Annotated in this window: 23 protein-coding genes; 7 read left to right on the top strand and 16 right to left on the bottom strand. The window is 66.6% G+C overall.

What is annotated here, in order from left to right:
• Positions 1-40: 40 nt before the first annotated feature.
• The 5 genes from ACGTN6_RS13730 to ugpB form a co-directional block, all read right to left on the bottom strand.
• Entirely contained in the window at positions 41-772 is a 732-nt protein-coding gene (locus ACGTN6_RS13730) for a glycerophosphoryl diester phosphodiesterase (RefSeq protein WP_394592418.1), read from the bottom strand.
• The gene (locus tag ACGTN6_RS13735; protein WP_394592420.1) at positions 745-1,869 is read right to left on the bottom strand and encodes a sn-glycerol-3-phosphate import ATP-binding protein UgpC; all 1,125 of its coding nucleotides are present in this window, start codon (positions 1,867-1,869) and stop codon (positions 745-747) included. The genes ACGTN6_RS13730 and ACGTN6_RS13735 overlap by 28 nt, the downstream gene beginning before the upstream one ends.
• Before the next feature lie 28 nt (positions 1,870-1,897).
• Positions 1,898-2,743, bottom strand: coding sequence for a sn-glycerol-3-phosphate ABC transporter permease UgpE (gene ugpE, locus ACGTN6_RS13740; protein ID WP_394592421.1), 846 nt, complete (start codon positions 2,741-2,743; stop codon positions 1,898-1,900).
• A gap of 17 nt (positions 2,744-2,760) precedes the next feature.
• A complete protein-coding gene (gene ugpA / locus ACGTN6_RS13745) occupies positions 2,761-3,645 on the bottom strand; it encodes a sn-glycerol-3-phosphate ABC transporter permease UgpA (RefSeq protein ID WP_394592423.1) in 885 nt (294 codons plus the stop codon).
• 83 nt (positions 3,646-3,728) lie between these two features.
• The gene (gene ugpB, locus ACGTN6_RS13750) at positions 3,729-5,045 is read right to left on the bottom strand and encodes a sn-glycerol-3-phosphate ABC transporter substrate-binding protein UgpB (RefSeq protein ID WP_394592425.1); all 1,317 of its coding nucleotides are present in this window, start codon (positions 5,043-5,045) and stop codon (positions 3,729-3,731) included.
• A 309-nt stretch (positions 5,046-5,354) separates the two neighbouring features.
• Between ugpB and ACGTN6_RS13755 the strand changes: the two genes are divergently transcribed.
• Together ACGTN6_RS13755 and ACGTN6_RS13760 are read left to right on the top strand one after the other, a co-directional pair.
• A complete protein-coding gene (locus tag ACGTN6_RS13755; RefSeq protein ID WP_394592427.1) occupies positions 5,355-6,134 on the top strand; it encodes a YiiX/YebB-like N1pC/P60 family cysteine hydrolase in 780 nt (259 codons plus the stop codon).
• A gap of 72 nt (positions 6,135-6,206) precedes the next feature.
• On the top strand, positions 6,207-6,791 hold the full coding sequence (locus tag ACGTN6_RS13760) for a hypothetical protein (RefSeq protein ID WP_394592429.1): 585 nt from the start codon (positions 6,207-6,209) through the stop codon (positions 6,789-6,791).
• Between the two features lie 42 nt (positions 6,792-6,833).
• On the opposite strand, the gene azu is transcribed toward ACGTN6_RS13760, so the two are convergent.
• A complete protein-coding gene (azu, locus tag ACGTN6_RS13765; RefSeq protein ID WP_394592431.1) occupies positions 6,834-7,301 on the bottom strand; it encodes an azurin in 468 nt (155 codons plus the stop codon).
• A gap of 167 nt (positions 7,302-7,468) precedes the next feature.
• Between azu and ACGTN6_RS13770 the strand changes: the two genes are divergently transcribed.
• The gene (locus ACGTN6_RS13770) at positions 7,469-8,446 is read left to right on the top strand and encodes an NADPH:quinone reductase (RefSeq protein WP_394592432.1); all 978 of its coding nucleotides are present in this window, start codon (positions 7,469-7,471) and stop codon (positions 8,444-8,446) included.
• Positions 8,447-8,471: 25 nt separating this feature from the next.
• Here the strand turns inward: ACGTN6_RS13770 and ACGTN6_RS13775 are convergent, their stop codons facing one another.
• Positions 8,472-9,377, bottom strand: a complete 906-nt coding sequence (locus ACGTN6_RS13775) for a MurR/RpiR family transcriptional regulator (protein WP_394592434.1) — start codon at positions 9,375-9,377, stop codon at positions 8,472-8,474.
• 151 nt (positions 9,378-9,528) lie between these two features.
• Between ACGTN6_RS13775 and ACGTN6_RS13780 the strand changes: the two genes are divergently transcribed.
• On the top strand, positions 9,529-10,857 hold the full coding sequence (locus ACGTN6_RS13780) for an aspartate aminotransferase family protein (RefSeq protein ID WP_394592436.1): 1,329 nt from the start codon (positions 9,529-9,531) through the stop codon (positions 10,855-10,857).
• A 13-nt stretch (positions 10,858-10,870) separates the two neighbouring features.
• Positions 10,871-11,452 (top strand): carboxymuconolactone decarboxylase family protein, encoded by a 582-nt coding sequence (locus ACGTN6_RS13785; protein WP_394592438.1) that lies wholly within the window; start codon positions 10,871-10,873, stop codon positions 11,450-11,452.
• 119 nt (positions 11,453-11,571) lie between these two features.
• Here ACGTN6_RS13785 and ACGTN6_RS13790 read toward each other — a convergent pair whose 3' ends face one another.
• Genes ACGTN6_RS13790 through ACGTN6_RS13810 form a run of 5 tightly spaced genes read right to left on the bottom strand, consistent with a single transcriptional unit; the run spans position 11,572 to position 16,878 of the window.
• Positions 11,572-12,465 (bottom strand): carbon-nitrogen hydrolase family protein, encoded by an 894-nt coding sequence (locus tag ACGTN6_RS13790; protein WP_394592440.1) that lies wholly within the window; start codon positions 12,463-12,465, stop codon positions 11,572-11,574.
• Positions 12,462-13,952, bottom strand: a complete 1,491-nt coding sequence (locus ACGTN6_RS13795) for a M81 family metallopeptidase (RefSeq protein WP_394592442.1) — start codon at positions 13,950-13,952, stop codon at positions 12,462-12,464. The genes ACGTN6_RS13790 and ACGTN6_RS13795 overlap by 4 nt, the downstream gene beginning before the upstream one ends.
• Positions 13,953-13,985: 33 nt before the next feature.
• Complete coding sequence (locus ACGTN6_RS13800) at positions 13,986-15,284, bottom strand: TRAP transporter large permease (RefSeq protein WP_394592444.1); 1,299 nt, start codon at positions 15,282-15,284, stop codon at positions 13,986-13,988.
• A 1-nt stretch (position 15,285) separates the two neighbouring features.
• Positions 15,286-15,849, bottom strand: coding sequence for a TRAP transporter small permease subunit (locus ACGTN6_RS13805; RefSeq protein WP_394592446.1), 564 nt, complete (start codon positions 15,847-15,849; stop codon positions 15,286-15,288).
• A gap of 12 nt (positions 15,850-15,861) precedes the next feature.
• On the bottom strand, positions 15,862-16,878 hold the full coding sequence (locus ACGTN6_RS13810; protein WP_394592448.1) for a TRAP transporter substrate-binding protein: 1,017 nt from the start codon (positions 16,876-16,878) through the stop codon (positions 15,862-15,864).
• Between the two features lie 130 nt (positions 16,879-17,008).
• On the opposite strand from ACGTN6_RS13810, the gene ACGTN6_RS13815 reads away from it, so the two are divergent.
• Together ACGTN6_RS13815 and ACGTN6_RS13820 are read left to right on the top strand one after the other, a co-directional pair.
• Positions 17,009-17,917, top strand: coding sequence for a LysR family transcriptional regulator (locus ACGTN6_RS13815; RefSeq protein WP_394592450.1), 909 nt, complete (start codon positions 17,009-17,011; stop codon positions 17,915-17,917).
• A gap of 93 nt (positions 17,918-18,010) precedes the next feature.
• A complete protein-coding gene (locus ACGTN6_RS13820; protein ID WP_394592452.1) occupies positions 18,011-19,831 on the top strand; it encodes an SLC13 family permease in 1,821 nt (606 codons plus the stop codon).
• A gap of 233 nt (positions 19,832-20,064) precedes the next feature.
• Here ACGTN6_RS13820 and ACGTN6_RS13825 read toward each other — a convergent pair whose 3' ends face one another.
• The 4 genes from ACGTN6_RS13825 to betA all read right to left on the bottom strand — a co-directional run bounded on the left by ACGTN6_RS13825 (position 20,065) and on the right by betA (position 25,890).
• Positions 20,065-20,280, bottom strand: a complete 216-nt coding sequence (locus ACGTN6_RS13825) for a hypothetical protein (protein ID WP_394592454.1) — start codon at positions 20,278-20,280, stop codon at positions 20,065-20,067.
• 13 nt (positions 20,281-20,293) lie between these two features.
• Positions 20,294-21,460, bottom strand: a complete 1,167-nt coding sequence (locus ACGTN6_RS13830) for a Na/Pi symporter (RefSeq protein WP_394592455.1) — start codon at positions 21,458-21,460, stop codon at positions 20,294-20,296.
• Positions 21,461-21,603: 143 nt separating this feature from the next.
• Positions 21,604-24,051: an acyl-CoA dehydrogenase gene (locus tag ACGTN6_RS13835; RefSeq protein WP_394592457.1), complete on the bottom strand. Its 2,448-nt coding sequence runs from the start codon at positions 24,049-24,051 to the stop codon at positions 21,604-21,606.
• Positions 24,052-24,198: 147 nt separating this feature from the next.
• A complete protein-coding gene (gene betA, locus ACGTN6_RS13840; protein ID WP_394592459.1) occupies positions 24,199-25,890 on the bottom strand; it encodes a choline dehydrogenase in 1,692 nt (563 codons plus the stop codon).
• Positions 25,891-26,137: the final 247 nt, after the last annotated feature.

Genomic DNA, 26,137 nt, shown 5'->3' on the forward strand with positions numbered 1-26,137 from the left:
GTGTTCGTCTTACGGTTGTTGTACAGACGCCAAGTCAGGCTTAGCGGAATTGCGTGGGATCGTCGCTGATCACCGCGTCGACGCCCCAGTCCCAGCGCGGGGCGAAGGCGTCGGGGTCGTTGGCGGTGTAGCAGAGCAGAGCGTAGCCGGCGGCCTTGATGGCCCGGGCCCGTTCGGACTTCAGTGGCTTCCAGTTGGCATGCACGCTGACGGCCTGGGCCGCCTCGGCGCGGGCCTGCCAGTCGCGAGGCACGCGGTCGAACAGCGCCCCCAGAGCCAGCCGTTCGGGGCCGACCAGTGCCCGGGCGACGCCCAGCGCTCGGGCGTCGAAGGACGACACCAGCCGCCGCTCGAACGGCAGCGCCTCCATCAGCGTCGGCACCGCCGCCTCGGCCAGCGCCGCCGGGTCGTGGCCGCGGTTGACCTTGAGCTCCAGGTTGACGCCCATGCCCAGCTCGGCGAGCAGCGCGAGCATCTCGTCGAGGGTGGCCATCCGCTCGCCGGCGAAGGCGGGCGCGAACCAGGCGCCCGCGTCCAGTCGGCGCGCCGCGGCGAGGTCCAGCGTGGCCAGCCGGCCGCGGCCGTTCGAGCAGCGCGCCACGTCTCGGTCGTGCCAGATCACCGGGGTGCCGTCGCCGAGCAGCTGGACGTCGAGCTCGACCCAGTCGATGCCGGCGTCGTGGGCCGCCCGCACCGCCGCCAGGGTATTCTCGGGAGCCTGGGCGGAAAGGCCGCGGTGGGCGATCAGGCGGGGGAGGTCGAGTGCTGGCATTCGGGCTCCAGGTCATCCAGGCGCTGCCCGGAGTCGGGGTCGAAGAGGTGCAGGCGGTCGGTGTCCGGGCGCAGGATCAGACTATCGCCTTCGGCCACCGGCTGAATACCGTCGATGCGCGCCACCACCAGGTCGTCCTGACCGTCGAGCCGCGCGTGGACGAGGGTGTCGGCGCCCAGCGGTTCGACCAGCTCGACGCGAACGCTGAGGACGCCGTCGCCGGCGCCACCCTCGGACACCACGGCCAGATGCTCCGGGCGCACGCCCAGGCAGACCGCCTCGCCGTCGGCGACGCGCTCGGGCTCGCTCGGCAGCGCCAGTCGCGCTCCGCAGGGCAGCGTCAGGCCGTCACCGTCGAGGCGGGCGTCGAGAAAGTTCATCGCCGGCGAGCCGATGAAACCGGCCACGAAGCGGCTGGCGGGGCGCTCGTAAAGGTGCATCGGCGTGCCGACCTGTTCGATGCGCCCGCCGTTCATCACCACCAGACGATCGGCCAGGGTCATGGCCTCGACCTGGTCGTGGGTGACGTAGACCGCGGTGACGCCAAGGCGCTTCTGCAGGCGGCGGATCTCGATGCGCATCTGGACGCGCAGCTTGGCGTCCAGGTTGGAGAGCGGTTCGTCGAACAGGAATACCTTGGGTTCGCGCACGATGGCGCGCCCCATGGCCACCCGCTGGCGCTGGCCGCCGGAGAGCTGGCGAGGGCGCCGGTCGAGCAGGTCCTCGAGCCCGATCAGACGTGCGGTCTTCTCGACCTTGCGCCGGCGTGCGGCCTTCGGCACGCCGCGATTCTTCAGCGCATAGCCCATGTTGTCGGCCACGCTCATGTGCGGGTAGAGGGCGTAGTTCTGGAACACCATGGCGATATCGCGCTCGGCTGGCTCCAGGTCGTTGACGCGGCGCCCGTCGATGGCGAGTTCGCCGCCGCTGATCGACTCTAGGCCTGCGAGCATGCGCAGCAGGGTGGACTTGCCGCAGCCCGACGGGCCGACCACCACGATCAGTTCGCCGTCGTCGATCGCCAGGTCGACGCCGTGCAGGGCGGTGAAGCCGTTGGGATAGGTCTTGCTCAGGGCGTCCAGGCGGAGGGTGGCCATAGGCATGTCTCGTTGATCGGTGAAAGCGTCATTTCTCGGCGTCGACCAGCCCCTTCACGAAGTAGCGCTGCATCAGCACGATCACCGCCACCGGCGGCAGCATGGCCAGCAGGGCGGTGGCCATGACCGTCTGCCAGGGCACCAGGTTGTCGGCCGAGGAGAGCAGGCGCTTGAGGCTGACGACGATGGTCATGTGGTCTGCCTCGGTGGTGATCAGCAGTGGCCAGAGATACTGGTTCCAGCCGTAGAGGAACATGATCACGAACAGGGCGGCGATATTGGTCGTCGACAGCGGCAGCAGGATGTCCTTGAGAAAGCGCCAGGGGCCGGCGCCGTCGACCCGGGCCGCCTCGAGCAGCTCCGGCGGTACGGTAAGGTAGAACTGCCGGAACAGGAAGGTCGCGGTGGCGCTGGCGATCAAGGGCAGGATCAGCCCGACGTAGGAGTTCAGCAGCCCGAGATCGGCCGCCACCTTGTAGGTGGGCATGATGCGCACCTCCACCGGCAGCATCAGGGTGATGAAGATCAGCCAGAAGCACAGCCGGCGCAGCGGGAAGCGGAAGAACACGATGGCGTAGGCGGCCAGGATGGCGATGACGATCTTGCCGCAGGCGATACCCAGCGCCATGACCGTGGAATTGAGCAGCAGCCGGGACGCGTCGGTGCCGAGCCGGCTGACCGGCTCGCTGAGCACGGCGCGGAAGTTGTCGAGCCCCTGCTCGCCGAACCACAGCGGCGCGGTGCCGGTGTACAGCGAGGCCTGGTCGTGGGTGGCGGCAGTGATGGCCAGCCACACCGGCAGGCAGAAGGCGATCAGGGACAGGATCAGCAGCCCGTGGCTGACGATGTCCAGTCCGCGGCGGCGGTAGCGCATGGGGCGTTTCTCCGATGTCAGTACTGGACCTTGCGCTCGAGATAGCGGAATTGCAGCAGCGTCAACAGACCCACCAGCCCCATCAGCAGCACCGACTGGGCGGCGCTGGAGCCCAGGTCGTAGCCGATGAAGCCGTCCTCGAAGACCTTGTAGACCAGCGTGCGCGTGGCGCCGCCGGGCCCCCCAGCGGTGGTGGCATCGATAGTGCCGAAGGTCTCGAAGAAGGCATAGACGCTGTTCATCACCAGCAGGAAGAAGCTGGTCGGCGACAGCAGCGGAAAGGTGATGGTCCAGAAGCGTCGCCAGGGGCCGGCGCCGTCGATGGCCGCCGCCTCCAGCAGGCTGCGGGGGATGGCCTGCAGGCCGGCCAGGAAGAACACGAAGTTGTAGCTCATCTGCTTCCAGATCGAGGCCATCACCACCAGTGCCATGGCTTGTCCGCCGTTGAGCTGATGATTCCAGTCGATGCCGAGCGCGCCGAGCGCGCCGAGCCAGGCGCTGATCAGGCCGAGCTCTGGGTCGAGCATGAAGCCCCACAGCACGCCGGCGACCGCTGGCGCCACGGCATAGGGCCAGACCAGCAGGGTGCGGTAGGCGGTGGCGCCCTTGATCACCCGATCGGCGAGCACCGCCAGCAGCAGCGCCAGGGCCATGGCGCCCAGCGCCACGCCGGCGCTGAAGGCCACGGTGATGCCCAGCGCCCGGTAGTACTCTGCCGAGGCGAGCACGCGGATGAAATTCTCGAAGGCCACGAAGGTGCGCCCGAGGCCGAAGGGGTCCTCGACGTAGAAGGCCTGGAACATGGCCTGGGCAGCGGGCCAGAAGAAGAAGATCGCCACGACGGCCAACTGCGGGGCGAGCAGCAGCCAGGGCGTGAGGCGGTGTCGCTGGAAGGTCGCCATGGTCGTCGTTTGCCGGAACGGGGAGCCGGCACGCTGAAGCGGCGTGCCGGCGCTGGGCCAGGGTCTAAGGATTCAGGGGCGGATCAGCCGTTGGCCTGCTGGAAGCGCTCCAGCAGTTCATGGCCACGGCGCACTGCCTCGTCCAGGCCTTCCTGGGCGCTCACGTCGCCGTTGAAGATGCGCTCCAACTGCTCCTCGATGACGTCGCGGATCTGCGGCATGTTGCCCAGGCGCAGTCCCTTGGAGTTGGCCGTGGGCGTGACGCCTGTCATCTGCTCGATGGCCACGGCGCTGCCCGGGTTCTGCTCGTAGAAGCCCTGCTGCTGGCCGAGCTCGTAGGCCGCCTGGGTGATCGGCAGGTAGCCGGAGAACTGGTGCCAGTCGGCCTGGACCTCGGCGGAGGAGAGGTAGTCGAAGAAGCGCGCCACTCCCTGGTAGACCTCGTCGCTCTTGCCGGCCAGCACCCACAGCGAGGCGCCGCCGATGATGCTGTTCTGCGGCGTGTCGACCAGGTCGCTGTCGTAGGGCAGCGGGGCGACGGAGAAGTCGAAGTCTTCCGCGTTGGCGCGCACGCCCGCCAGCGAGGCGGAGGACGCCATCAGCATGGCGCAGCGGCCGGTGTAGAAGGCCGGGGCGGCCTCGTCGAAGCGGCCGCCGTAGTCGAAGCGGCCGTCCTGCTGCCAGTCGGCCAGGCGCTGGATGTGATCGACGGCGGCGGTGTCGTTGATGGTCAGGCGGGCATCGAGGCCGCCGAAGCCGTTCTGCTCGGTGGCGAAAGGCAGGTCGTTGCGCGCCGAAAAGTTCTCGAGCTGAATCCAGGACGGCCAAGTGGTGGTCATGCCGCACTCGGCGGCGCCGGCGTCGACGATCTGGCCGAGGGTCTCGCCGAGCCCCTGCCAGGTGGTCGGCACCTCGTCCACGCCCGCCTCGGCGAGGATGTCGCGGTTGACGTAGACCACCGGCGTCGAGGAGTTGAAGGGCATGGACAGCATCTGGCCCTCGGCGTCGGTGTAGTAGCCGGTCACGGCGGGCAGGAAGGCACTCGGGTCGAAGTCCTGGCCCGACTCGCTCATCAGCTCGTGGACCGGCACGATGGCGCCTTCGGCGTTCATCATGGTGGCGGTGCCGACCTCGTAGATCTGCACGATGGCCGGGGCCTCGCCGGCGCGGAAGGCAGCGATGGCGCCGGTCATGGTCTCCGAGTAGTTGCCGCGGAAAGAGGGATTGACGACGTAGTCGTCCTGGGAGGCGTTGAAGTCGGCGGCGATCTCGTCGACCTTGTTGCCGAGTTCGCCGCCCATGGCGTGCCACCAGGCGATCTCGGTGGCGCCCTGGGCAGACAGCGACAGGCCGGCGGCGGCCATCCCCAGGGTCAGCGCTCCCGCGTGAAGGCGTGGCATCGGAATCTCCTTTTCCATTGGGTCTCTTGGCAGTCAGTAAGCCCGAGCCAGGCGGCGATCACAGCAGTCGGGCATTGATACATTAGGTCCTGACGATGACAGCAAGATGAAAGTTAGATCATGCCATCGAGCGTCGCCATGCTGCGGGCGCGAGATGTCTCGAGAAACGGTCGCAAGGGTGGGGAACGTAACGGCAGTGCGCCCTGGCCAAGTGGCTGCAGGCCTGGACGCCGTGCCTGGTGCGGGAGAAGATCGAAACGGCGCACCTTCCTGGCGTCGTCATGACGGCGCCGGGAGTAGGAGGTCTCCATGCGACGCTATATCGGCGATTGGCTGAGCCGTTACCTGACCAAGCCGCTGCCGGGGTTGAAGACCCTCGAGCCAGTGGATCTCGAACGCCTGGCGGCCAGCCTTCGGCCCGGCGACGTGCTGGTGGTCGAGGGCAATACCCGGATCAGCACCGCGATCAAGTACCTGACCCAGTCGACCTGGTCCCATGCTGCGCTCTATGTGGGCGAGGCCTTCCAGCATGCCGGCGGCGGCCCGCAGGGCCTGATCGAGGCCGATGTGCGCGAGGGCGTGCGACGGGTGGGGATCGAACACTATGCCGGCCTGCACTGCCGCATCTGTCGGCCGGTCGGGCTGAACGAGGCGGAAGTGGCTCGCCTGGTGACTTTCGCCGGAGAGCGCCTGGGCCATCGCTATGACCTGGGCCATGTCATCGACCTGGCGCGCTACCTGTTGCCGACGCCGCCGGTGCCGACGCGCTGGCGGCGTCCGATGCTGGCGCTGGGCAGCGGCGACCCTACCCGGGCGATCTGCTCCACCCTGATCGCCCAGGCCTTCCAGTCGATGCGCTATCCGATCCTGCCGCTAGTGGTGCCGGCGGCCTCACTGGACCCGGGCTGCTGGGGCTGCGAGATCCGGGTGCTCTATCCGCGCCACTACAGCCATTTCGTGCCCCGGGACTTCGACGTCTCGCCTTACTTCCAGGTCGTCAAGCCGACCCTGGACGAGCATTTTGACTATCGTCGCCTGGTATGGGGCGACCAGCCCGATGGTGCGGGGGCGGGGCCGGACGCGGTGTGACGAGTGTGCTAGGCTGCGCGGTTTCGAGCCCGGTCGCGCCGGGCGTCAGGTATCGAGGGAGAGCCGAACGCAATGAGAGTGGTGCATATCAAGAACGAGGCCCAGCGCGAGGCTTGTCTGGCGCGGCTGTGTGCCGAGGCGTACGGCCAGGACGCCGGAATTGCCCCGCTGGTGACCTTCGCCGGTGTGATGGGCGTGTTGTTCGAACAGGAAGCCGCGCGGCTGCTGGCGCTGGCCGACGACCAGGGACGGCCACTGGCGCTGGCGCTGCTGGCACTGGACGAGACCGGCGAGGGCATGACCGTGATGCAGCTGGCGGATCTTTCCACCGATACCGTCAAGGCCCCGGGGCTGCGGCTGGTCGGCGAGCTGGCGTTGCGTGCGCCGCTGCGCGTGGATGCCGTCGATGCGGCGCAGGAGCAGCGGTTTCGCGAGGCCGGCATTGAGCGCTGGCTCAGCGGCAAGCACGGGGTACGCATCGGGCTGTCCAAGCGCCATCCCGCCACCGGGCTCGACGACCTGCCGCGCACCCTGACGGTAGACGAGCAGGGCATTGTGCAGTCGTTCAAGCGCGATCGGGCGCTATTCGACGATTACAAGCAGCGCTTCGTGAAGGGGCTGGAGAGTTTTCCTGCCACGCTGTCGGCGAGCCACTGACGGGAAGCGCGCCGCCGTGGCGGCGCGCGTTCAGGGGAGGCGTTACGCTTCGGTCACCGTGAAGGTGCCTTTCATCAGGCTGGAGTGGCCCGGGAAGGAGCAGAAGAAGGTCAGGTCGCGACCGGCCAGGCCCTCGGTGGAGAAGGTGATGGAAGTGCTCTCGCCACCGCCGATGACATCGGTGGCGGCGAGGATGCGGTCGTCGTCCGCCGGCAGGTAGTCGCTCTCCAGTCCGGCGTTCATGCCGGCCTGGGCCAGGGCCTGGTACTCCGACGTCTCGGAGAGCACCCAGTTGTGGCCCATGACGTTGGCCTGCATCGAGCCGGTGTGCTCGAGCGTCAGGGTGATCTCGTCGCAGCTGGCCGGCACGCTCATGGCGTCCTTGTTGAACTGCATCTGGTCGTTGCCCTCGATGGTCAGTTGGCATTCCTCGCCGTCCTGCGCCATGGCGGGCGAGGCGGTGAGGACGGCGGCCAGGGCGGTTGTGATCAGCATCCAGGTAGCTTTCATGGGAGCGTCCTTATTGTCGTCACTTGGGTGTGCTTAATGTATACAGTTTCATTCTTTGACAGCCCTCGCTACCTGTCAAGCCTTTCCCGAGTGTGTAGCGCTTGACCCCGCGGGGCGAGGGCGCTTGACTGGGCATCATCTTCGTTAGCGGCATAAGGATACTCAGCATGTCCAAGCGCATCCAGTTTTCCCGTACCGGTGGGCCCGAGGTCCTCGAGTTCGTCGAGTTCACGCCTGCCGAACCGGGGCCCGGCGAAGTGCGGGTTCGCCATCAGGCGGTGGGCCTGAACTTCATCGACATCTACTTTCGCACCGGGTTGTACCCGGCGCCGGCGCTGCCGTCCGGGCTAGGCACCGAGGGTGCTGGCGTGGTCGACGCCGTGGGCGAGGGCGTCGAGCATCTGGAGGTGGGTGATCGCGTGGCCTATGCCCAGGGGCCGCTGGGCGCCTATGCCGAGCAGCACGTGCTGCCGGCGGAGAAGGTGGTGGTGCTGCCGGACGGCGTCGACGTCGAGACCGCGGCGGCCGCCATGCTCAAGGGGCTCACCGTGCAGTACCTGCTGCGCCAGACCTATCCGCTGCAGGGCGGCGAGACCATCCTGTGGCACGCCGCCGCCGGTGGGGTCGGCTCCATCGCCTGTCAGTGGGCGAAAGCGCTCGGCGTCAAACTGATCGGTACGGTGAGTTCGCCGGAGAAGGCGGCGCTGGCCGAGAAGAACGGCGCGTGGGCGACCATCGACTATACCCGCGAGAACGTTGTCGAACGGGTCCGCGAGCTCACCGGTGGCGCCATGTGCGACGTGGTCTATGACTCGGTGGGCAAGGATACCTGGGGGCTGTCGCTGGACTGCCTGAAGAAGCGCGGCCTGATGGTCAGTTTCGGCAATGCCTCGGGTCCGGTGGAGGGCGTCAACATCGGCATCCTCAACCAGAAGGGGTCGCTCTATGTGACGCGTCCGAGCCTCAACGGCTATGCAGATACCCGCGAGCGCCTCGAGGATATGGCCGCCGACCTGTTCGCGATGCTGGAAAGCGGCCAGGTCAGCGTCGATATCAGCCAGCGCTTCCCGCTCGCCGAGGCGGGCAAGGCCCAGGAGGCTCTGGCGGGGCGCCAGACCACCGGCTCGACCATCCTGCAGCCCTGATTCCTGTCGCCGCGGCGCGGGCGGATCACAGCGAGTCGTTGAGCTCGCCGATCAGCCGCTCTCGCCGCTTGAGGGCGGCCAGGCCCTTATCCCCCATCAGGCTTGCCGCCTCGCTCAGCAGCCCCTCTGCCAGCAGCATGAAGGCGCACATGCTGTTGCTGAAGAACAGGCTGTGATTGGGCACCGTGAAGCTGTCGCGGGCGACCCTGGCCAGCGGTGAGCCGGCGGCGTCGGTCAAGGCGATGACGTGGATGCCCTGGCGGGCCGCCACTTCGGCCGTGGCCAGCACGCTGGGGGTGTAGGGAAAGCAGCTCACCACCACCAGCACGTCGTCTTCGTCGAGCTGGGCCAGGGCGTCGGCGACCCCGTGACGGATGGGATCGAGCGGCGCCGCGTCGGGTCGCAGCATGCTCAGCCCGTAGGCCATGAAAGACGCCAGCGAGGCGAACTGGCGCATGCCGTGGATCCTCACCCGCCTGGCTTCCACCAGCCGCCGTGCGCTGCGCGATAAGGCCTCACCATCGATTCCCGATATCGTGTCGCTGATATTGGCGCTTTCCTGACGTCCCAGTCGGGCCAGGCGGGTCATAGCATCCCCTTCGTCATCGCTATCCAGCAGGCGGGATACCTGGTCGCTGTAAAAGCTCTTGCCCTCGGTGACCTGGCGCCGGAACACGCCCTGCAGCCCCCCGAAACCGTCGAACCCCAGCCGCTGGGCCAGGCGCGACAGCGTCGAAGGGCTGACACCGAGACGCTCCGCCAGGTCGCTGATCGACGAGACGGCGGTCTGTTGGGGGGCGGAAATCATCGCCGTCAGCACCTGTCGCGAGCGCTTGCCCAGGCGCAGCGCGCCGTTGCCCGATTCTATGTCGGTGAGCAGGCGCTCGAGATCGGCGAGGGTATCCGGTCGATGGAGCGTAGGGGGCGTCATGGCGTGGAACGAGCTCCTGCTGGCGATCGAGGAGGGGCATTGTAGCTCCCGGGAATCACGGCGTCAGGCCGGCATCGAATCTATTTGCAAATATATTTCCATTTAATCAAAATAGGAAATGTCTTTGCAAAAGCCCCATGGGGAGGGCAGCATGAGTCACGTGTTCCATCGTCACCTGAAACAACGCTATCCCACTGCCGTGAGTGGCGAGGGCCCGTACTTGATCGATGCCGACGGACGTCGCTATCTCGATGCCTGCGGTGGCGCCGCGGTGTCTTGCCTGGGCCACAGCGATGCCGAGGTGGTCGAGGCGATTCGTGAGCAGGTGGGGCGGCTGGCCTATGCCCATAGCTCCTTTTTCACCACCGAGCCGATGGAGGCACTGGCCGACTTCCTGGTCGAGCGCGCACCGGAGGGGCTGTCGTCGGTCTATTTCGTCTCGGGTGGGTCCGAGGCGGTAGAGGCGGCGCTGAAGCTGGCCCGGCAGTATTTCGTCGAGCGCGGCGAGCCTGAACGACGCCACCTGATCGCGCGGCGCCAGAGCTATCACGGCAACACCCTCGGGGCCCTGGCCACCGGTGGCAACGCCTGGCGGCGGCAGCAGTTCGAGCCGCTGCTGGTGGAGGTGACCCATGTCAGTCCCTGCTACGCCTACCGTGGCCAGGAGCCGGGCGAGACCCCGGAGGCCTATGGCGAGCGGCTGGCGCAAGAGCTCGAGGCGGAGATCCAGCGGCTGGGGCCACAGACGGTGATGGCCTTCGTGGCCGAGCCGGTGGTGGGGGCGACGCTGGGTGCGGTGCCTGCCGTGCCGGGCTACTTCAAGCGCGTCCGCGAGATCTGCGACCGCCATGGCATCCTGCTGATCCTCGACGAAGTGATGTGTGGCATGGGGCGTACCGGCAGCCTGTTTGCCGCCGAGCAGGAAGGCGTGTCGCCGGACCTGGTCACCATCGCCAAGGGCCTGGGGGCCGGTTATCAGCCGATCGGCGCGACCCTGGTCAGCGAGCGGATTCGCGCGGCCATTGCCGAGGGCTCGGGCTTCTTCCAGCATGGCCACACCTATATCGGCCATGCCACCGCCTGCGCCGCGGCGCTGGCGGTGCAGCGCACCATAGAGTCTCGCGATTTGCTGTCCCGCGTTCGCACCTTGGGCGAGGGGCTCCAAGGGCGCCTGGAGGATCGTTTCGGCGAGCATCCCCACGTCGGAGACATTCGCGGGCGGGGGCTGTTTCGTGGCCTCGAGCTGGTAGCCGATCGCAACGACAAGACGCCGTTCGCGCCGGAGCGCAAGCTGCACGCCGCCATCAAGCGAACGGCCATGGATCACGGCCTGATGTGCTATCCGATGGGCGGCACCATCGACGGCCAGCGCGGCGACCATATCCTGCTGGCGCCGCCGTTCATCCTCGAGGAATCGCATCTGGACGAGATCGTCGACAAGCTCGATGCGACCCTGAAGACCGTTCTCGACCACCATTGAAGGAATTCGCCCGATGTCGATCGAATCCCGTCTCTCGCCCCTCGACGAGGCGAACATGGCCCCCGAGCAGCGCCGCGTGCTGGACGCCATTCTCAGCGGTCCGCGCGGCAATCTTGACGGCCCCTTCCTGGCCTGGATCCACAGCCCGGCACTGGCCGATCATGCCCAGCGCCTGGGCGCCTTCTGCCGCTATGACACCCGTCTGGAGCTGCGGCTCACCGAGCTGGCGATCCTGTTCACCGCGGCCTGGTGGCAATCACAGGCCGAGTGGCAGATCCATGCGCCCATCGCTCGCGAAGCCGGCGTCTCCGAGGCGGTGATCGAGGCCCTGCGGGAAGGACGCGAGCCGGTCTTCGAGCGTGACGACGAGGCGCTGGTGGTGCGCCTTGGCGAGTCGCTGTACACCACTCGGCGCGTCGATGAAGGCCTCTACGCAGAGGCCGTGGCGGCCTTCGGCGAACCGGCGGTGGTCGAGCTGGTGGGCGTGTTCGGCTACTACGCCCTGGTCGCGATGACGCTCAACGTCTTCGAGGTGCGGCGCGGCAGCACCCCGCTGCCGTTTCCCGAACCGCCGCAGGCGGGGCCCGTGGCCTGAGCGGTAAGTGTCGGCCGGCCCCGGCGCGCGCCGGGGCCGGCACGGACATGACAGTCAGCCCCCGTCGATCGATGGGGGCTGGCGGTTTCAGGGGAGGCGGTGCGTCGGGCGCACGCGCTTCAGGGCAGCGGCTCGGGGTCGGCCAGCGGTCGATAGAGCTCGGGGCGTCGGTCGTTGAGAATGCCGGTGCTCATCCGGTACGTCGCCACCTCGTCGAGGTCCAGGGAGGTGCGTAGCACGCCTGGCTTTTCATGATCCAGCGCGGCCAGGATCCTGCCGTCGGGTCGAGCGACCAGGCTGCGGCCCATGAAACGCATGTCTCCCTGGCGGCCGACCCGGTTGCAGCTGAGGAAGAAAACGCCGTTCTCCTGGGCTCGCGTATAGGCCCGGTGGCGGAAGAGCCCGTCGTCTTCGACCGGTTCCTCGGCATGGCGAAACGAGGCCCAGACGTTGGTGACGAGCTCGGCTCCGGCCAGCGCCAGGCAGCGGGTGATCTCGGGGAAGCGGATATCGTAGCAGACCTGCATGCCCAGGCGGGCGGCGCCGATGTCGCTGACCGGCAGCGAGCGGCCGGGCGAGAAGAAGAGCTTTTCGTTGTGCCACAGGTGGGCCTTGGCATAGCAGGCGCGCTGGCCATCCGGCCCCAGCAGGAGAGAGGCGTTGTAGAGCACCCCGGGACGGCTGGCCGAGCGCATTGCGAGTCCTGCCACCAGGTGGCAGCGATAGCGTTCGGCCTGCGCCGCGAGTGCCTGTATCAGGTCGTCGTCCGGCGCGGCGGCGGCGGCATGTAGCCGTCTGGCGTAGTCGGCATGGGAGGCACTCCCCGAAGGGTATCCCTGGCCGGGCGCCAGGGGCTCCACGTAGCCGGTATTGCAGAGTTCGGGAAACACGATCAGGCCGGCGCCGGCCCGTGCCTCGGCGGTGGCGATCTCCAGCATTCGGGCGCCATTCTCGGCCGGGGCCAGTGGGGCAACATCGAGCTGGGCAAGGCTGACGTCAAGGGAACGGTTCATCGCGCCTCCATCGGAACGTTCTGCTCCACGAAGGGATAGACGCACCGGGTGTCCAGCCGCTCGTAAGGCAGGGTCAGTAGGTCGGCCGGACCGTAGTCGGGGGTATCCACGATCAGGATCTCCTCGGCCAGTTCCTGGTAGACCTGGCGGAAATGGGTCTTCGAGCGAAGCACGATCAGGTCGTAGTCCCGGGGGTTCTGGCCGAAGACGGTGAAGGCATCCTCATCGACGCCGAAGGCGAAGCGGCTGATCACGCTGACCATGATATCGCCGATGCGCAGTAGTGCGGACAGGCCCAGGTTGACGTAGCTCCCTTGCAGCATGGCGCCGGAAACATGATAGCTCTTGGGCTCGGCCTGCAGCACCTCGCACTCCACGGTGAGCCGTGGACCCGCCTTGCGCGAGCTGTGCGCGCCCAGGGTCAAGGTGACGGTGGCGCCTACCCCGGCGGCGGCCGCTGCCTCGGCCGCCTGGGGATCCCACAGGAAGGGTACCGCGGTGCGCCGGGCGCCGCGCTTGATCAGCGCATCGAGCAGATAGGTCGAGTCGCTCATGCGGTCGGCATGCTCCAGCAGCACGATGGGCTTGTCGACCCTGGGCGCGAGGGTCATGGCACGTTCGACGGCCTCGTCGAGAGCGTAGATGGGCTCGGGGCGATAGAGCTCCCGGCGCTGCCGCCAGATGCGCTCGGCAAGGGCGTTGGCGATGTCCTCGGCTCGATCGGCGTTGTCGTCGGTGACGGCGATGACCGAGAAGCCGGTATTGATGGCGTCGGCATAGGAAAAGCCAGCCATCACGGAGATGTCCAGGTAGGTGTCGGACGCCTGCTCTAGGCGACGGGCCTCGGCGAGAAGCTCGGCTAGCGGGTGCAGTTCAGTGGCGCTGAAGATGCTCGGTGTCAGGACCCCGGGCTTGACCAGCACGCAGCGAGGCTGGATCTCGCCTTTCAGAGTGCGGACCATGCAATCCGCGGTGCGCCGGCCGGTGTCGCCCATGTCGGTGTGGGGCGACTTCTGGTAGGCGAAGACGGCATCGGCGGCGCGAATGCTGTCGGCATCCAGGTTGCCGTGGTAGTCGAAGCCCACCATGACCCTGACCTGATCGCCCACTGTGCGACGCACCGCGTCGATCATGTAGCGTTCGGGATCCTCGTAGCCTGGGGCCCAGGCGGCGCCATGCAGGTGCAGCAGTACGCCGTCGAGGTCGTCGATCTCGGCCAGTCCTTGGCATATCTCGTCCGTGTAGCGCTCGATGACATCGTCGGCGACGCGGCCCATGGCGCCCAGATAGGCGTAGACGAGCGGTACCGGCATAGCGCCTCGTTCCTCGCAGATCTCGAGGAAGCCGCCGAGTACCGTGTTGGTGCCGCCGAGGCCCTTTAGAATGCCGACGCCGCGCAGTGCTCCCTCCTCGAAATCGGCATAGCGGGAAGTGTTGGGCAAGAAGCTGACCGACTCGATGTGGAAGCCGGCGATGGCGAGTTTCATGGGCAATACCGTTTCGTTCGTGGGAAGCATGGGTCAGAGCAGGCTTGGCAGGTACAGCACGATGCCGGGGAAGGCAATCAGCAGGCACATGACGAGGATCATGATGAAAAAGAAGGGCAGGGCGCCGCGGATGGTGCGCGACATGCCCCGCTCGCCCGCGACCTGGTTGATGATGAACAAGTTGAGGCCGACCGGCGGCGTGATCAGGCTCATCTCGATGAACAGCGCCATCATGACCCCGAACCAGATAGGGTCGAAGCCCAGGTCCATCATCAGTGGATAGATGATCGGGAAGGTCAGGAAGAACATGCTGGTGCCTTCAATCAGGCAGCCCAGGCCGATGAAGAGCAGGCCGACCACCAGGGCGATGTGCCAGGGTTCCCATGCCAGGGCGAGGATCATCTGGCTGATCTGCTGAGGGATCATCATGAACGACAGCGCCGTCGAAACGAGATGGGCCCCGATCATCATCAGCGCGATCATGCAGGTGGTACGGATCGACATCACCGCGGCGTCGTGGATCGTCGCGCGGGTCAGGCGACGCTCCAGGGCCAGTATCAGCAAGGCGCCCATCGAGCCGACGGCGGCCGACTCGGTGGGGGTGGCGAAGCCGGTGTAGATGGAGCCCAGCACGGCCGCGATCAGGGCCAGGGGCGCGAAGAGCGACTTCATGGCGGCCAGGGTCTGGCCCCAGGGCAGGCGATCGCTAGGAGGGCAGGTGCCCGAGACACGAAGGGCCAGCAGGGCTACATAGGCCATGAAGGCCAGCACCAGTATCAGGGCCGGCGCCAGGCCGGCGATGAACAGCGTGCTGATGGACTGCCCGGAGAAACTGCCATATAGGATGAACAGGATGCTGGGCGGAATCATGGTGGCCAGGGTGCCCCCGGCGGCCAGCGAACCGTAGACCAGGCGGCGATCATAGCCTCGCTGGGTAAGCTCCTCGACTGCCAGGGTGCCCATGGTCGCAGCTCCCGCCAGGCTGGAGCCCGAGCAGGCGCCGAATACCGCACAGGCGGTGATGTTGGTCTGTACCAGGCCGCCCGGCAGGCGCGACATCAGCGGCGCAAGTCCTTGGTAGATCTTGGTGGCGACATCGCCCTTTAGCAGTAGGCTGCCCATGAAGATGAACAGCGGAATCGCGGCGAGGATGAAGTCGTTGAGCACCTCGTACTGGATGGTCTCGACGACGCGAAACAAACTGGGGGGCAGAAAAAAGTGCAGCAACGCCAGCCCAAGGCCTGCCAGCCCGATGGAGATCCAGATGCCGCTGAGCAGCACGACGGCGAGAATGATCAGGGCGATCGACAGGGTGAAAAAGGAGAGATCCATGCTAGTTCCCCTCGGCCGTGGACGTGGTGATGGCGGCGTCCTGGGCGGTCAGCAGCCCGATCAAGCTACGGTTGAGGTTGGCCAGTAGCTCTATCAGCAGCAGGCCATAGCCAGGAGCCAGGAACAGACGTGGGATCCACAGTGGAGTACGGGTCACGGTCTGGGCCTGTTCACCACTGGCCAGGCTGCTGGTGAACAGCGCTACGGCATGCCAGGCCAGGATGGCGATGATGCCGATGGCGGCCAGGGTCACCAGCAGCTCTAGTGCGGCAGCGGGCCTGGGCGGCAGGCGCTGCACCAGCAGTTCGACGCGGATGTGGCCTCGGGTGCGAAACGTGTCGGCCAGGCCCATGAAGGCCAGAGCGACGAATAGATACCCGGCGTACTCCTCGACGAAGTAGAGGCTGGCGGTGAAGGGCAGGGCGCGGGCCAGGGTGTTGAGGCTGACCAGCAGCATCATCAGCACGATGGCGATGACGGCCAGCTCTCTGCCGAAGCCTGACGTTACCCGGGACACCCTGCCAAGCAGGGTGTCGAGTCGGTGTAGCGTGGCAAGGATGGACATCGTAATGGGCCCTTACTGGAGGCTCTGCTCATAGAGGGAGAAGGCTTGCTGGCCGAGTTCACCGGTCTCCTCCAGCCAGGCATCTCGGATCGGCTGGGTGCGTTCGCGGAACAGCGCTCGGGTGTCGGCGTCCAGGCCGGTGACCGTGATGCCCTGGTCCTCGATGGCATCGATGAGGATCTGCATGGTGCCAAGGTCGCGATCGGCCTGAAGCAGCTCGTTGGTGTGCTGCGTCTCTTCGCGAACGATCTGCTGCAAATCCTCGGGAAGGGCCGCCATGGCGTCCTGGTTGATGAAGGTGAACTCCACTGGATAGGACCAGTTCCACCAAGTGTTGTGATCGACCACTTCGTAGACGCGGGCGGCCCTGGCGCCATCCATGCCGGTGAGAGCGCCATCGATGGTGCCGCGCTGCAAGGAGGTGTAGAGCTCGCCGAAGGCCACCGTGCTGGGCTCGCCGCCCAACAGGCGAATCATCTCGCCACTCTCGGGGCCGAATACTCGGATCTTCTGGCCTTCGAGGGCCTCGAGGCTATCCAACGGTCGATTGCCGTGGATCGCCGAGCCGCTGATGATGAAGCTGGTGGCGAGCTCGGCGTTGTATTCGTCGGCAAAGATCTTCCGGTAGTAGGGCGCCTCGAGTTCGGCGAAGACCGACTTGGCCTGGTCCAGGTCGTCGAACAGGAACGGCAGGCCGAGAAAGGCGATGGCGGGTTCCTTGGAGCTGACATAGACGTCCGCGGTATTGCCCATCTGCACCACGCCGTCGCGGACGGCGGAGAGGATGTCGGCACCGCTGAAAGGGTGCTGCCCATAGGAGAGGAAGTTGATGGACAGCCGGCCATCACTGCGCTCGTTGATGTTGTCGACCATTTCCTGGTAGTGGGACATGTAGGAAATGGCCGGCGTCAGGGGCGATACCATGGTCCATTCGAAGGTCTCCTCGGCTTTTGCCGGCGCTGCACTGCTGGCAAGAATGGCGGCCGCCAGCGCGGTCAGGGAGAAGACACGGCGGGGGGAAGTGTGCATCGTTGCGTACCTCTGGGGGTTGTTGTTGTGTCCCACGCCCCTGAAGGCGCGAGTCTTGGGGGGGCGTTGAAAATCAGATTGGCACACATCCTCTGATATTATAATTCGAATAATATTCGGTATTGATTACATGGTTGCATCAATAATGCGTATCTCCGACCTCCACGCCTTCGTCATGGTGGCCGACCTCGGTTCCTTTCATGCCGCTGCCGACCAGCTCAACATCACCCAGCCGGCGCTGAGCCGTCGAATCCGAAAGCTCGAGGAAATGATCGACGTGGTGCTGTTCACGCGCACGACCCGGCAGGTACACCTGACCGCGGCGGGGCGCAACTTCCTGGAGCGGGCGCGCAAGATCGTCATCGACACCGAAGAGAGCTTGGCGAGCCTGCGTGGTGCCGCGGCCAGCCGCCGAGAACTCATTCGCATCGGCTGCCTACCGTCGCTGGGCATGCAGTTGATTCCCGACGTGCTCGAGGAGTTTCGCCAGTGCTACCCGTTCGTTGCCTTGCGCGTGATGGACATGAATGCCATCGAACTGGTGGAGGAAGTCGCCAAGGGCACCCTGGACCTGGGGATCGGCATGTTCACGGCGGCCAATCCCAATGTGCAGTTCCGCACGCTGGGGAGAGAAGCCCTGGGGGTGGTCTGTCATCGAGAGCATCCGGTGGCAGAGGTGGAGAACCTGTGCTGGCGGGATCTGAGAGACTATCCCATGGCCTCGAACATTCAGCAGAGTGGTAACTGGCTGCGCATCCAGCGCGCCCTGGAGGATGAGTCGATCCAGCTCAACTGGTTCCATCAGATTCGTTCGATGCTCGGCGCTATCATGACGGTCCGACGGGGTGATGGGTTGGCCGTTGTGCCGCGTTCCGCCATCGAGGCGTTTCGCATTCCCGAGCTGGTGTTCCGCGACGTGGCCGAGCCTACCATCCATCGCGAGATCGGCGTTCTGACCCCCACGACGTCCATGCAGACGCTGTATGTTCGCGAGTTCGTGACGCGCATCGAGGAACGCATGACATCTCTCGCCTGGTGAGGCGGGCAACGAGAGGTGGTGCCCGATGCCGCTTGCGACGATGATGAAGGCATTGATCGTTGCTTTCGTTTCATCACAGGGAGGTGAGCCGTCATGGCCGACAGCACGCAGGTCTTCTTCCTGCTCGGTGCGACCCTGGCGGCTTTCGTCTGGGGCCGCTTCCGCTATGACCTGGTGGCGCTGGCGGCGCTGCTGGCATCGGTGCTGCTGGGGCTGGTCCCTGCCGAGGAGGCCTTTCTCGGCTTCGGCCATCCCGCAGTGATCACCGTTGCCGCGGTTCTGGTGCTGAGCCGCGGCTTCGAGCGTTCGGGGCTGGTCGATCTGATCGCCGAGCAGGCGTTGCGCGTTGGTGACCGCTTGATTCTGCAAACCCTGGTGCTCAGCGGCACGGTGCTGGTGCTCTCGGGAGTGATGAACAACGTCGGTGCCCTGGCGCTGATGCTGCCGGTGGCACTGCGCCTGGCCCGTGAGCATGACAGTCCGCCTTCGCTATTGCTGATGCCGCTGGCCTTCGGTTCGCTGCTCGGCGGGTTGACCACGCTGATCGGCACGCCGCCCAATATCATCATCTCGGCCTATCGCCAGTCGCTTGGCGGCGAGGGCTTCGGCATGTTCGCCTTCTTTCCCGTCGGTGCCAGCGTCGCCCTGGCCGGCCTGGCCGTGATCGTGCTGGCCGGCCGCTTTCTGGTGCCCCAGCGGGCCGGCAAGGCCTCGCTGGATGCGATGTTCGATACCGCCCATTACCTGGTCGAGCTGCGCGTGCCGGAGGAGGGCAAGGCGGTGGGCTGGTCGCTGCGCGACCTGCTCGAGGCAGTGGAGGAACCCATTCCGGTGCTGGCGGTGGTGCGCGATGAGGCACGCTATCCGGGCCATGCCTTTCTCGGCACGCTGCGGGCGGATGACATCCTGCTGGTAGAAGCCGGACCCGACGAGATGACGCTGCTCGAGGACAAGGCGGGGTTGACGGTGGGCCCTGAGCCCACCGACGAGGACAAGGGAGCCGACTCGGAACCAGCGGCCGAGGAAGATCAGGACAAGCGCAGCGGTGTCGATACCGAGGGCCTGCAATTGGTCGAGGCCGTGGTGCGCAACGACTCCATGATGTTGCATCGCACCGTCGGCCAGCTGCGCCTGCTCAACCAGTTCGGCCTGCACCTGGTGGCCGTGGCCAGGGATGGCGGACGCCTCAACCAGCGGCTGCGCAACATCAGCTTCCGCGCCGGAGACGTGCTGCTGCTGCAGGGCGGCGAGGGCGATATCGGCGAGAGCCTGGCCACCCTAGGGTGCCTGCCGCTGGCCAGCCGTAACCTGGCCCTGGGCCAGCCGCGCCGGCTGCTGGTGTCGGTAGCCATCTTCGCCGCCGCCATCCTGGCCATGGTGCTGGACTGGCTGCCGGCGGCGGTGGCGCTTAGCGCCGCCGCCCTGGTCTCGCTGCTGGCGGGAGTGCTGACGCTACGTGAGGCGTATCAGGCGATCGATGGTCCGGTGATTGTGCTGCTCGGCGCCATGATCCCTGTGGGCCAGGCGCTGGAGACCAGCGGTGGGGCTGACCAGATCGCCGAGGGGCTATTGACCCTGGGCAGCGACTGGCCGGTGGTGGTGACCCTGCTGGCGCTGTTCGCGATCGGCATGCTGCTGTCCAACGTGGTCAACAACGCCGCGGCGGCACTGCTGATGGCGCCCATCGCGGCGAGCCTGGCCCGCGGCTTCGATGCGTCCCCGGATCCGTTCCTGATGGCGGTGGCGATCAGCGCCTCCTGTGCTTTCCTGACGCCCATCGGCCACCAGTCCAACACCCTGGTAATGGGGCCAGGCGGCTATCGCTTCGGCGACTACTGGAAGCTGGGTTTGCCGCTGTCGCTGGCGGTGATGGCGGTGGCCATCCCGATGATCCTGCTGGTGTGGCCGCTTTAGCTGATGTTATCAGCGATTACCCGCCTCCCCAGGCGGGGGGCGGGACGCCGTTGCCCGAAGATGTCATGCGGAGTGACTCGGTACAGCCTGCTGGCCAGGAAGTCGGCGCGACACTGCCTTGACGCCTTGGGGGGCTGGTCGTGGCGAGCTGGGGCGGCCAGTGGCCGAATGCACGACGCCCCGGCGGGCGATGCCGGGGCGTCGTGATGGTTTTAACCGGGGCTTGTCGGAGCTCATACCATATGCTTCAGGCGAGCGATGAGCTCTCGACACTCGGCGGCCAGTGGGCCGAGCAGGCTGGTATCCGGAAATAGCTCCTCGAGCTGATCGATGGCCTCATGCTGTCGCTTCTCACGCAGCTGGCGGGCGGTCTTCTGCAGCTCGTCGAGCAGGGTCCGGGTCTCGTCGATCCTGCGCTCGAGCTCTTCGAGTTTTGCTTGGTCCGTCATGTCGGCGATTCCTTTATTGGGTGAACACGATCAGGCCACCGGGGACGACGAAGAAGACGGCGAGGATGTAGCCCAGGCCGTAGACCTTGCGTTCCGCCGACAGCTTTGCCAGCCCTTCGCAGAGCACTAGCGGTATCCGACGCAGGAAGGGCACGCCGTAGATCAGCACCACACCGAGCACGTTGTAGACCAGGTGCACGAGGGCGATCTGCAGCGCGAAATAGCCGGCTTCGCCGCTCACTGCCGTGGCGGCCAGCAGAGCGGTGATGCAGGTGCCGATGTTCGCGCCCAGGGTGAAGGGATAGATGTCCTTGACGCGGAATACGCCGGAGCCGGCCAGGGGCACCATCAGGCTGGTGGTGGTGGAGGAGGACTGTACCAGCACGGTGATCAGGGTGCCGGAGAAAATGCCGCTGATGGGCCCGCGTCCGATGGTGCTGTGGAGGATCTCGCGGGCCTTTCCGACCATCAGCGTCTTCATCAGACGGCCGATGTAGGTCACGGCGAAGAAGATCAGGCCGATGCCGGCCAGGATCAACAGGGCGCCGGAGGTCCACTCGGGCAACCCGAGCCCGTTCTGGAGGGCCGTGAAGACGTCGGCAAAGGCATTGGCGAGGGGCTTGGTGAGCGGTTTGATAAAATTGAGCCCGCCCATGCTCATGGAGTCGGCGTTGACGAACAGGCTGGCCATCCAGCCGCCGATCTTTTCGAGGAAGCCGAACATGATCTCCAGCGGCAGGAAGATCACTACGCTCAGCAGGTTGAAGAAGTCGTGGACGGTGGCGGCGGAGAAAGCGCGGCGAAATTCTTCCTTGTCCTTGACATGGCCGAGGCTGACCAGGGTGTTGGTGATGCTGGTACCGATGTTGGCGCCCATCACCATGGGAACCGCGATCGACACCGGCATGCCGCCGGCAACCAGGCCGACGATGATCGAGGTCACGGTACTGGAAGACTGGATCAGAGCCGTGGCCATGGTGCCGATGACCAGGCCGGCGAAGGGATTGGAGGCGAAGTCGAAGAGGGTCCTGGCCTGATCGCCGGCGGCGGCCTTGAACCCCGAGCCGATCATGGTGACGGCCACCAGCAGCAGATAGACGAGGCCGGCGATCGCCAGCCACTTGAGCCAGTCGGGGAGGGCGCCGGACTTGGACGCGGAGGGTGGGGACGATGCGGTCATGGGCGTGGCCTGGTAGAAAATGTCCGCGCAGAGTAGAAGAGTTATGTGACCGTTACGTTGCGAGCCGGTGTGAGGCGATCCCGAAACGACGATGCCCCGGCGGGTGGCCGGGGCATCGTCGCGTTCGCTGGCGAGAGGTCGGATCAGGCCGGATGGTGGCGCAGCACCTTGCTCTTGTCGGTGACGAAGGCGTCGTAGTCGAAATCGTCGACGGTGAGCATGTCGAGCACCTCGGCCTCGCGCTGGCGCATGAAGGTGGCATCCTCTTCCGATATCAGGCCTTTCTCGAGCGCGGCGTCGACCTGCTGCTCGGGATGCAGGGCCTCGGCCGGAATCTCGCCTTTGGCATGGGCCTTGGTGACGGTGCGATACAGCGCCTCGGCGCGCTCCTGGGTGGCCAGCAGGGCGTTGTAGCGGGCCAGCGGATTGTCCTGGGGGCCGTCGTCCGCGTCCCAGGTGTTGGCCAGCAGGCGATGGCGCAGGGCGCTGTCGCGGGACACCGCTTGGGCGATGGTTCGAGTCAGATCGTCGTGAGGGCGGGCCCAGCGCTGGCCGCGCGGCATTACCACCACCCGCAGCATCCGGCCCAGGGCGCGATTGGGCAGGTTGTCGAACAGCTCGATGAAGGCCTGCTCGGCACGGCCCAGCAGGAAGCGGGCGGCGTAATGTAGCAGGGTATCCTCGTGCTCGACCTTGTCGCCCTCATGCCACTGCTTGAGCAGCATGCTGGCCAGGTAGAGGTTGGAGAGCACGTCGCCGAGGCGGGCGGAGAGCATCTCGCTCTGCTTGAGCTTGGCGCCCAGGCTTGCCATGGCGGCGTCGGCGGTCAGTGCGAAACCGGCTGATAGCCGTGCGATGTCGCGGGCGTAGGGGGCGGCGACGTCGTCGAAGGGTACGCTCGGCTGGCCGATGCCTAGCCCCTGGGTCAGGGCGCGGGCAGCGTTGCCGAAGATCAGCCCGGCGTGGCCGAAGAAGGCGCTGTCGAAGGCGCTGAGATCGTCGGCGTCCTTGGCGGCCAGCTCTTCCAGCACGTAGGGATGGCAGCGGATCGCCCCCTGGCCGAAGATCATCAGGTTGCGGGTCATGATGTTGGCACCCTCGACGGTGATCGCCACCGGATTGGCGCTGTAGCCGATGCCGAGGTAGTTGCGTGGCCCCAGGGTCACCGCCTTGCCGCCGTGGATGTCCATGGCGTCGGCCAGGATCACGCGCTGGAACTCGGTGAGCTGGCTCTTGAGGATCGCCGAGGGCACCGCCGGCTTCTCGCCCTGATCGATGGTGTTGGCGGTCTGGTAGACCGCGGCCTGGGCGATGTAGCCGAGCGCCGCCATGCGCGCCAGCGGCTCCTGGACGCCTTCCATCTCGGCCACCGGGAGGTTGAACTGGCGGCGGATCCGGGCGAAGCCGCCGGTCCAGCCCAGCGCGTAGCGGGCGGTGCCGGTGGCGCCGGACGGCAGGGTGATGCAGCGGCCGACCGACAGGCATTCGACCAGCATCCGCCAGCCTTGGCCGATCATTTCCTCACCGCCGATGATGGTGGACAGCGGCACGAAGACGCGGTCGCCCTTGATCGGGCCGTTGAGGAAGGGGCTGCCGATCGGGTGATGTCGACGGCCGATCTCCAGGCCCTCTGTGTTGCGGGGCACCAGTGCCAGAGTGATGCCGCGGTCCTCTTCCTCGCCGAGCAGGTGATCGGGGTCGAACAGGCGGAAGGCCAGGCCGACCACGCTGGCAATCGGGGCCAGGGTGATCCAGCGTTTCTCGAAGGTCAGCTCGAGGCCCAGCACCTCCTCCCCGTCGATCTCGCGGCGAACCACCGTGCCGATGTCGGGCAGCGAGGTGGCGTCGGAGCCGGCGCGCGGGCCGGTCAGGCCGAAGCAGGGAATCTCGCGGCCGTCGGCCAGCCGCGGCAGGTAGTGGTTCTTCTGTTCCTCGGTGCCGTACTTGAGCAGCAGCTCGCCCGGGCCGAGGGAGTTGGGCACGCCCACGGTGACCATCAGCGTCTCGCTGATCGACAGCTTCTGCAGCACCAGCGACTGGGCCTTGGCCGAGAAGCCGAGACCGCCGTACTCACGCGGGATGATCATGCCGAAGAAGCGCTCGCGCTTGAGGTAGTCCCACAGTTCCTGGGGCAGGTCGGCGCGCTCGCGGGCGATGTCCCAGGCATTGCACATGCCGGCGGCCACGCCGCACTGGTGGTCGAGGAAGGCGCGCTCGTCGTCGCTCAGGCCGTCGTCGCCGAAGCCGAGCAGTGTCTGCCAGTTCGGGCGGCCGGTGAACAACTCACCGTCCCAGGCCACGCTGCCGGCTTCCAGGGCGGTGCGCTCGGTGTCCGAGACTTTGGGCGCAACGCGCTTGAACATGGCGAACAGCCGAGGCGAGAGCCAGCGGCGGCGCAGCAGGGGCAGGCCGCAGACGGCGATGGCCGCGGTGGCGATCAGCAGCAGCACGCCGATCGCCACGGCGCCGGTGGCCAGGCCGACGAGGCCGAGGACACCGGTCACGCCCAGGGCGGGCAGGGCGCCTGCCTCGCGGCGCATCACGACGAGCAGGCCGGCGACGGCCAGCAACAGCAGTATCAGGGTCAGCATGGTGGATGGCTCCGTGACATTTAAACACTTGTTTGAATGCCTTCAGCCTAGCGCATCCGGAGCCTGGCAGCCAATACCTTCTTGGTCCTTGGCCAACGCAAGACGCCCCGCACGGGGCGGGGCGTCTGGCTGTTGCTGGCGCAGCGATCAGGCGCTGCGGCGCTGCGGCTCCCGCTGGGCCGGAGCACCGTGGGCGACGTAGTAGGGCGCGTCGCTCTTCGGCAGCGGCTCGCGGCCGCGGATCTTGTCGGCCATCTTCTCGGCCAGCATGATCGTCGGCGCGTTGAGGTTGCCGGTAGGGATCACCGGGAACAGCGAGGCGTCGACCACTCGCAAGGCCTCCACGCCGTGGACCCGGCCGGCGCCGTCGACCACGGCGTCATCCCCCTCGCCCATGCGGCAGCTGCCGCAGGGGTGGTAGGCGGTTTCGGCGTGCTCGCGGACGAAGGCATCAAGCTCGGCGTCGGTCTTCACGTCCGGCCCCGGGGAGATCTCGCGGCCGCGGTACTCGTCCATGGCCGGCTGCTCGATGATCTCACGGGTCAGGCGGATGGCGTCGCGGAACTCCTGCCAGTCCTTTTCGGTGGACATGTAGTTGAACAGGATCGAGGGCGCGGCCTTGGGATCGAGCGAGGTCAGGCGCACCCGGCCCTCGCTCTCGGAGCGCATGGAGCCGACGTGGGCCTGGAAGCCGTGGGCCTGCACCGCGCTCTTGCCGTTGTAGCTGATGGCGATGGGCAGGAAGTGGTACTGCAGGTTCGGCCACTCCTCGTCGTCGCGGGTGCGGATGAAGCCGGCGGCCTCGAACTGGTTGCTGGCGCCCACGCCGGTGCCGAGCAGCATCCACTCGGCGCCGATCTTCGGTTGGTTGTACCACTTCAGCGCCGGATACAGCGAGATCGGCTTCTTGCACTCGTACTGGATGTACATCTCCAGGTGATCCTGGAGGTGCGCGCCGACGTTCTCGTTGACCTGCACCGGCGTGATGCCGAACTCGTCGAGCACGTCCTGCGGGCCGATGCCGGAGCGCTGCAGGATCTGCGGCGAGGCGATGGCGCCGGCGCACAGCAGCACCTCGCGACGCGCCTTGACCTCCTGGGGTTGGCCGCCGCGCTGGTAGCGAACGCCGGTGGCGCGCTTGCCCTCGAAGGTGATGACGTCGGTGGTGGCGCGGGTCTCGATGGTCAGAGTGGGACGCGGCTTGGCCTGGTCCAGATAGCCTCGGGCCGTGGAGGCGCGGCGACCGTTCGGGGTGACGAAGCGGTCCATGGGGCCGAAGCCTTCCTGCTGATAGCCGTTGACGTCCTCGGTGGCCGGGTAGCCTGCCTGCTGCCCCGCCTCGATGAAGGCATGATACAGCGGGTTGTTGCCTTCCTTCGGCGTGGTCACGCTGACTGGCCCTTCGCCGCCGTGATAGTCGTTCTCGCCGATGTCGCGGGTCTCGGCTTTCTTGAAGTAGGGCAGGCAGTCGGCGTAGGTCCAGTCCGCCAGGCCGTCGCGCTTGGCCCAGTTGTCGTAGTCCAGGGCGTTGCCGCGGATGTAGCACATGCCGTTGATCAGCGAGGAGCCGCCCAGGCCCTTGCCGCGGCCGCATTCCATGCGCCGGCCGTCCATGTGCGGCTCGGGGGCGGTCTCGAAGGCCCAGTTGTAGCGCTTGCCTTGCAGCGGATAGGCCAGCGCCGCCGGCATCTGGGTGCGGAAGTCGAAGCGATGGTCGCGGCCGCCGGCCTCGAGCAGCAGCACGCTGACGTCCGGGTCCTCGGTCAGGCGGGTGGCCAGGACGTTGCCGGCCGAGCCGGCGCCGATGATGACGTAATCGAACTCACGGGACTGCGACATGGAGCCTCCCTGAAACAGTCAAAAGGGTCTCGTGGCGAGGCGTCGGGTCTCGCCGAACGGGGCGCGAAGCATGCCTCCGCGCTCAGGTGATACAACTCTCGGCAGCGATGATCTTTCCCGGCGACAGGTCCCGGAGTGCCGGACCATCACGAGGTCGCTTTGAACCCTTCCTTGGGCGCTACTTTTGCCATCCCTGGCAAAAAATCCTCGCTACGACCTGTCCCCGGCGGTCATCGGGGGAGAGTGG

The organism is Halomonas sp. B23F22_20 (assembly GCF_043496985.1).
In the GTDB taxonomy this organism is placed as follows: domain Bacteria; phylum Pseudomonadota; class Gammaproteobacteria; order Pseudomonadales; family Halomonadaceae; genus Halomonas.

Coding starts and splice junctions, on each gene's coding strand:
- ACGTN6_RS13730 (WP_394592418.1), bottom strand. CDS start 772: ATGCCAGCACTCGACCTCCCCCGCCTGATCGCCCACCGCGGCCTTTCC.
- ACGTN6_RS13735 (WP_394592420.1), bottom strand. CDS start 1,869: ATGGCCACCCTCCGCCTGGACGCCCTGAGCAAGACCTATCCCAACGGC.
- ugpE (WP_394592421.1), bottom strand. CDS start 2,743: ATGCGCTACCGCCGCCGCGGACTGGACATCGTCAGCCACGGGCTGCTG.
- ugpA (WP_394592423.1), bottom strand. CDS start 3,645: ATGGCGACCTTCCAGCGACACCGCCTCACGCCCTGGCTGCTGCTCGCC.
- ugpB (WP_394592425.1), bottom strand. CDS start 5,045: ATGCCACGCCTTCACGCGGGAGCGCTGACCCTGGGGATGGCCGCCGCC.
- ACGTN6_RS13755 (WP_394592427.1), top strand. CDS start 5,355: ATGCGACGCTATATCGGCGATTGGCTGAGCCGTTACCTGACCAAGCCG.
- ACGTN6_RS13760 (WP_394592429.1), top strand. CDS start 6,207: ATGAGAGTGGTGCATATCAAGAACGAGGCCCAGCGCGAGGCTTGTCTG.
- azu (WP_394592431.1), bottom strand. CDS start 7,301: ATGAAAGCTACCTGGATGCTGATCACAACCGCCCTGGCCGCCGTCCTC.
- ACGTN6_RS13770 (WP_394592432.1), top strand. CDS start 7,469: ATGTCCAAGCGCATCCAGTTTTCCCGTACCGGTGGGCCCGAGGTCCTC.
- ACGTN6_RS13775 (WP_394592434.1), bottom strand. CDS start 9,377: ATGACGCCCCCTACGCTCCATCGACCGGATACCCTCGCCGATCTCGAG.
- ACGTN6_RS13780 (WP_394592436.1), top strand. CDS start 9,529: ATGAGTCACGTGTTCCATCGTCACCTGAAACAACGCTATCCCACTGCC.
- ACGTN6_RS13785 (WP_394592438.1), top strand. CDS start 10,871: ATGTCGATCGAATCCCGTCTCTCGCCCCTCGACGAGGCGAACATGGCC.
- ACGTN6_RS13790 (WP_394592440.1), bottom strand. CDS start 12,465: ATGAACCGTTCCCTTGACGTCAGCCTTGCCCAGCTCGATGTTGCCCCA.
- ACGTN6_RS13795 (WP_394592442.1), bottom strand. CDS start 13,952: ATGAAACTCGCCATCGCCGGCTTCCACATCGAGTCGGTCAGCTTCTTG.
- ACGTN6_RS13800 (WP_394592444.1), bottom strand. CDS start 15,284: ATGGATCTCTCCTTTTTCACCCTGTCGATCGCCCTGATCATTCTCGCC.
- ACGTN6_RS13805 (WP_394592446.1), bottom strand. CDS start 15,849: ATGTCCATCCTTGCCACGCTACACCGACTCGACACCCTGCTTGGCAGG.
- ACGTN6_RS13810 (WP_394592448.1), bottom strand. CDS start 16,878: ATGCACACTTCCCCCCGCCGTGTCTTCTCCCTGACCGCGCTGGCGGCC.
- ACGTN6_RS13815 (WP_394592450.1), top strand. CDS start 17,009: ATGGTTGCATCAATAATGCGTATCTCCGACCTCCACGCCTTCGTCATG.
- ACGTN6_RS13820 (WP_394592452.1), top strand. CDS start 18,011: ATGGCCGACAGCACGCAGGTCTTCTTCCTGCTCGGTGCGACCCTGGCG.
- ACGTN6_RS13825 (WP_394592454.1), bottom strand. CDS start 20,280: ATGACGGACCAAGCAAAACTCGAAGAGCTCGAGCGCAGGATCGACGAG.
- ACGTN6_RS13830 (WP_394592455.1), bottom strand. CDS start 21,460: ATGACCGCATCGTCCCCACCCTCCGCGTCCAAGTCCGGCGCCCTCCCC.
- ACGTN6_RS13835 (WP_394592457.1), bottom strand. CDS start 24,051: ATGCTGACCCTGATACTGCTGTTGCTGGCCGTCGCCGGCCTGCTCGTC.
- betA (WP_394592459.1), bottom strand. CDS start 25,890: ATGTCGCAGTCCCGTGAGTTCGATTACGTCATCATCGGCGCCGGCTCG.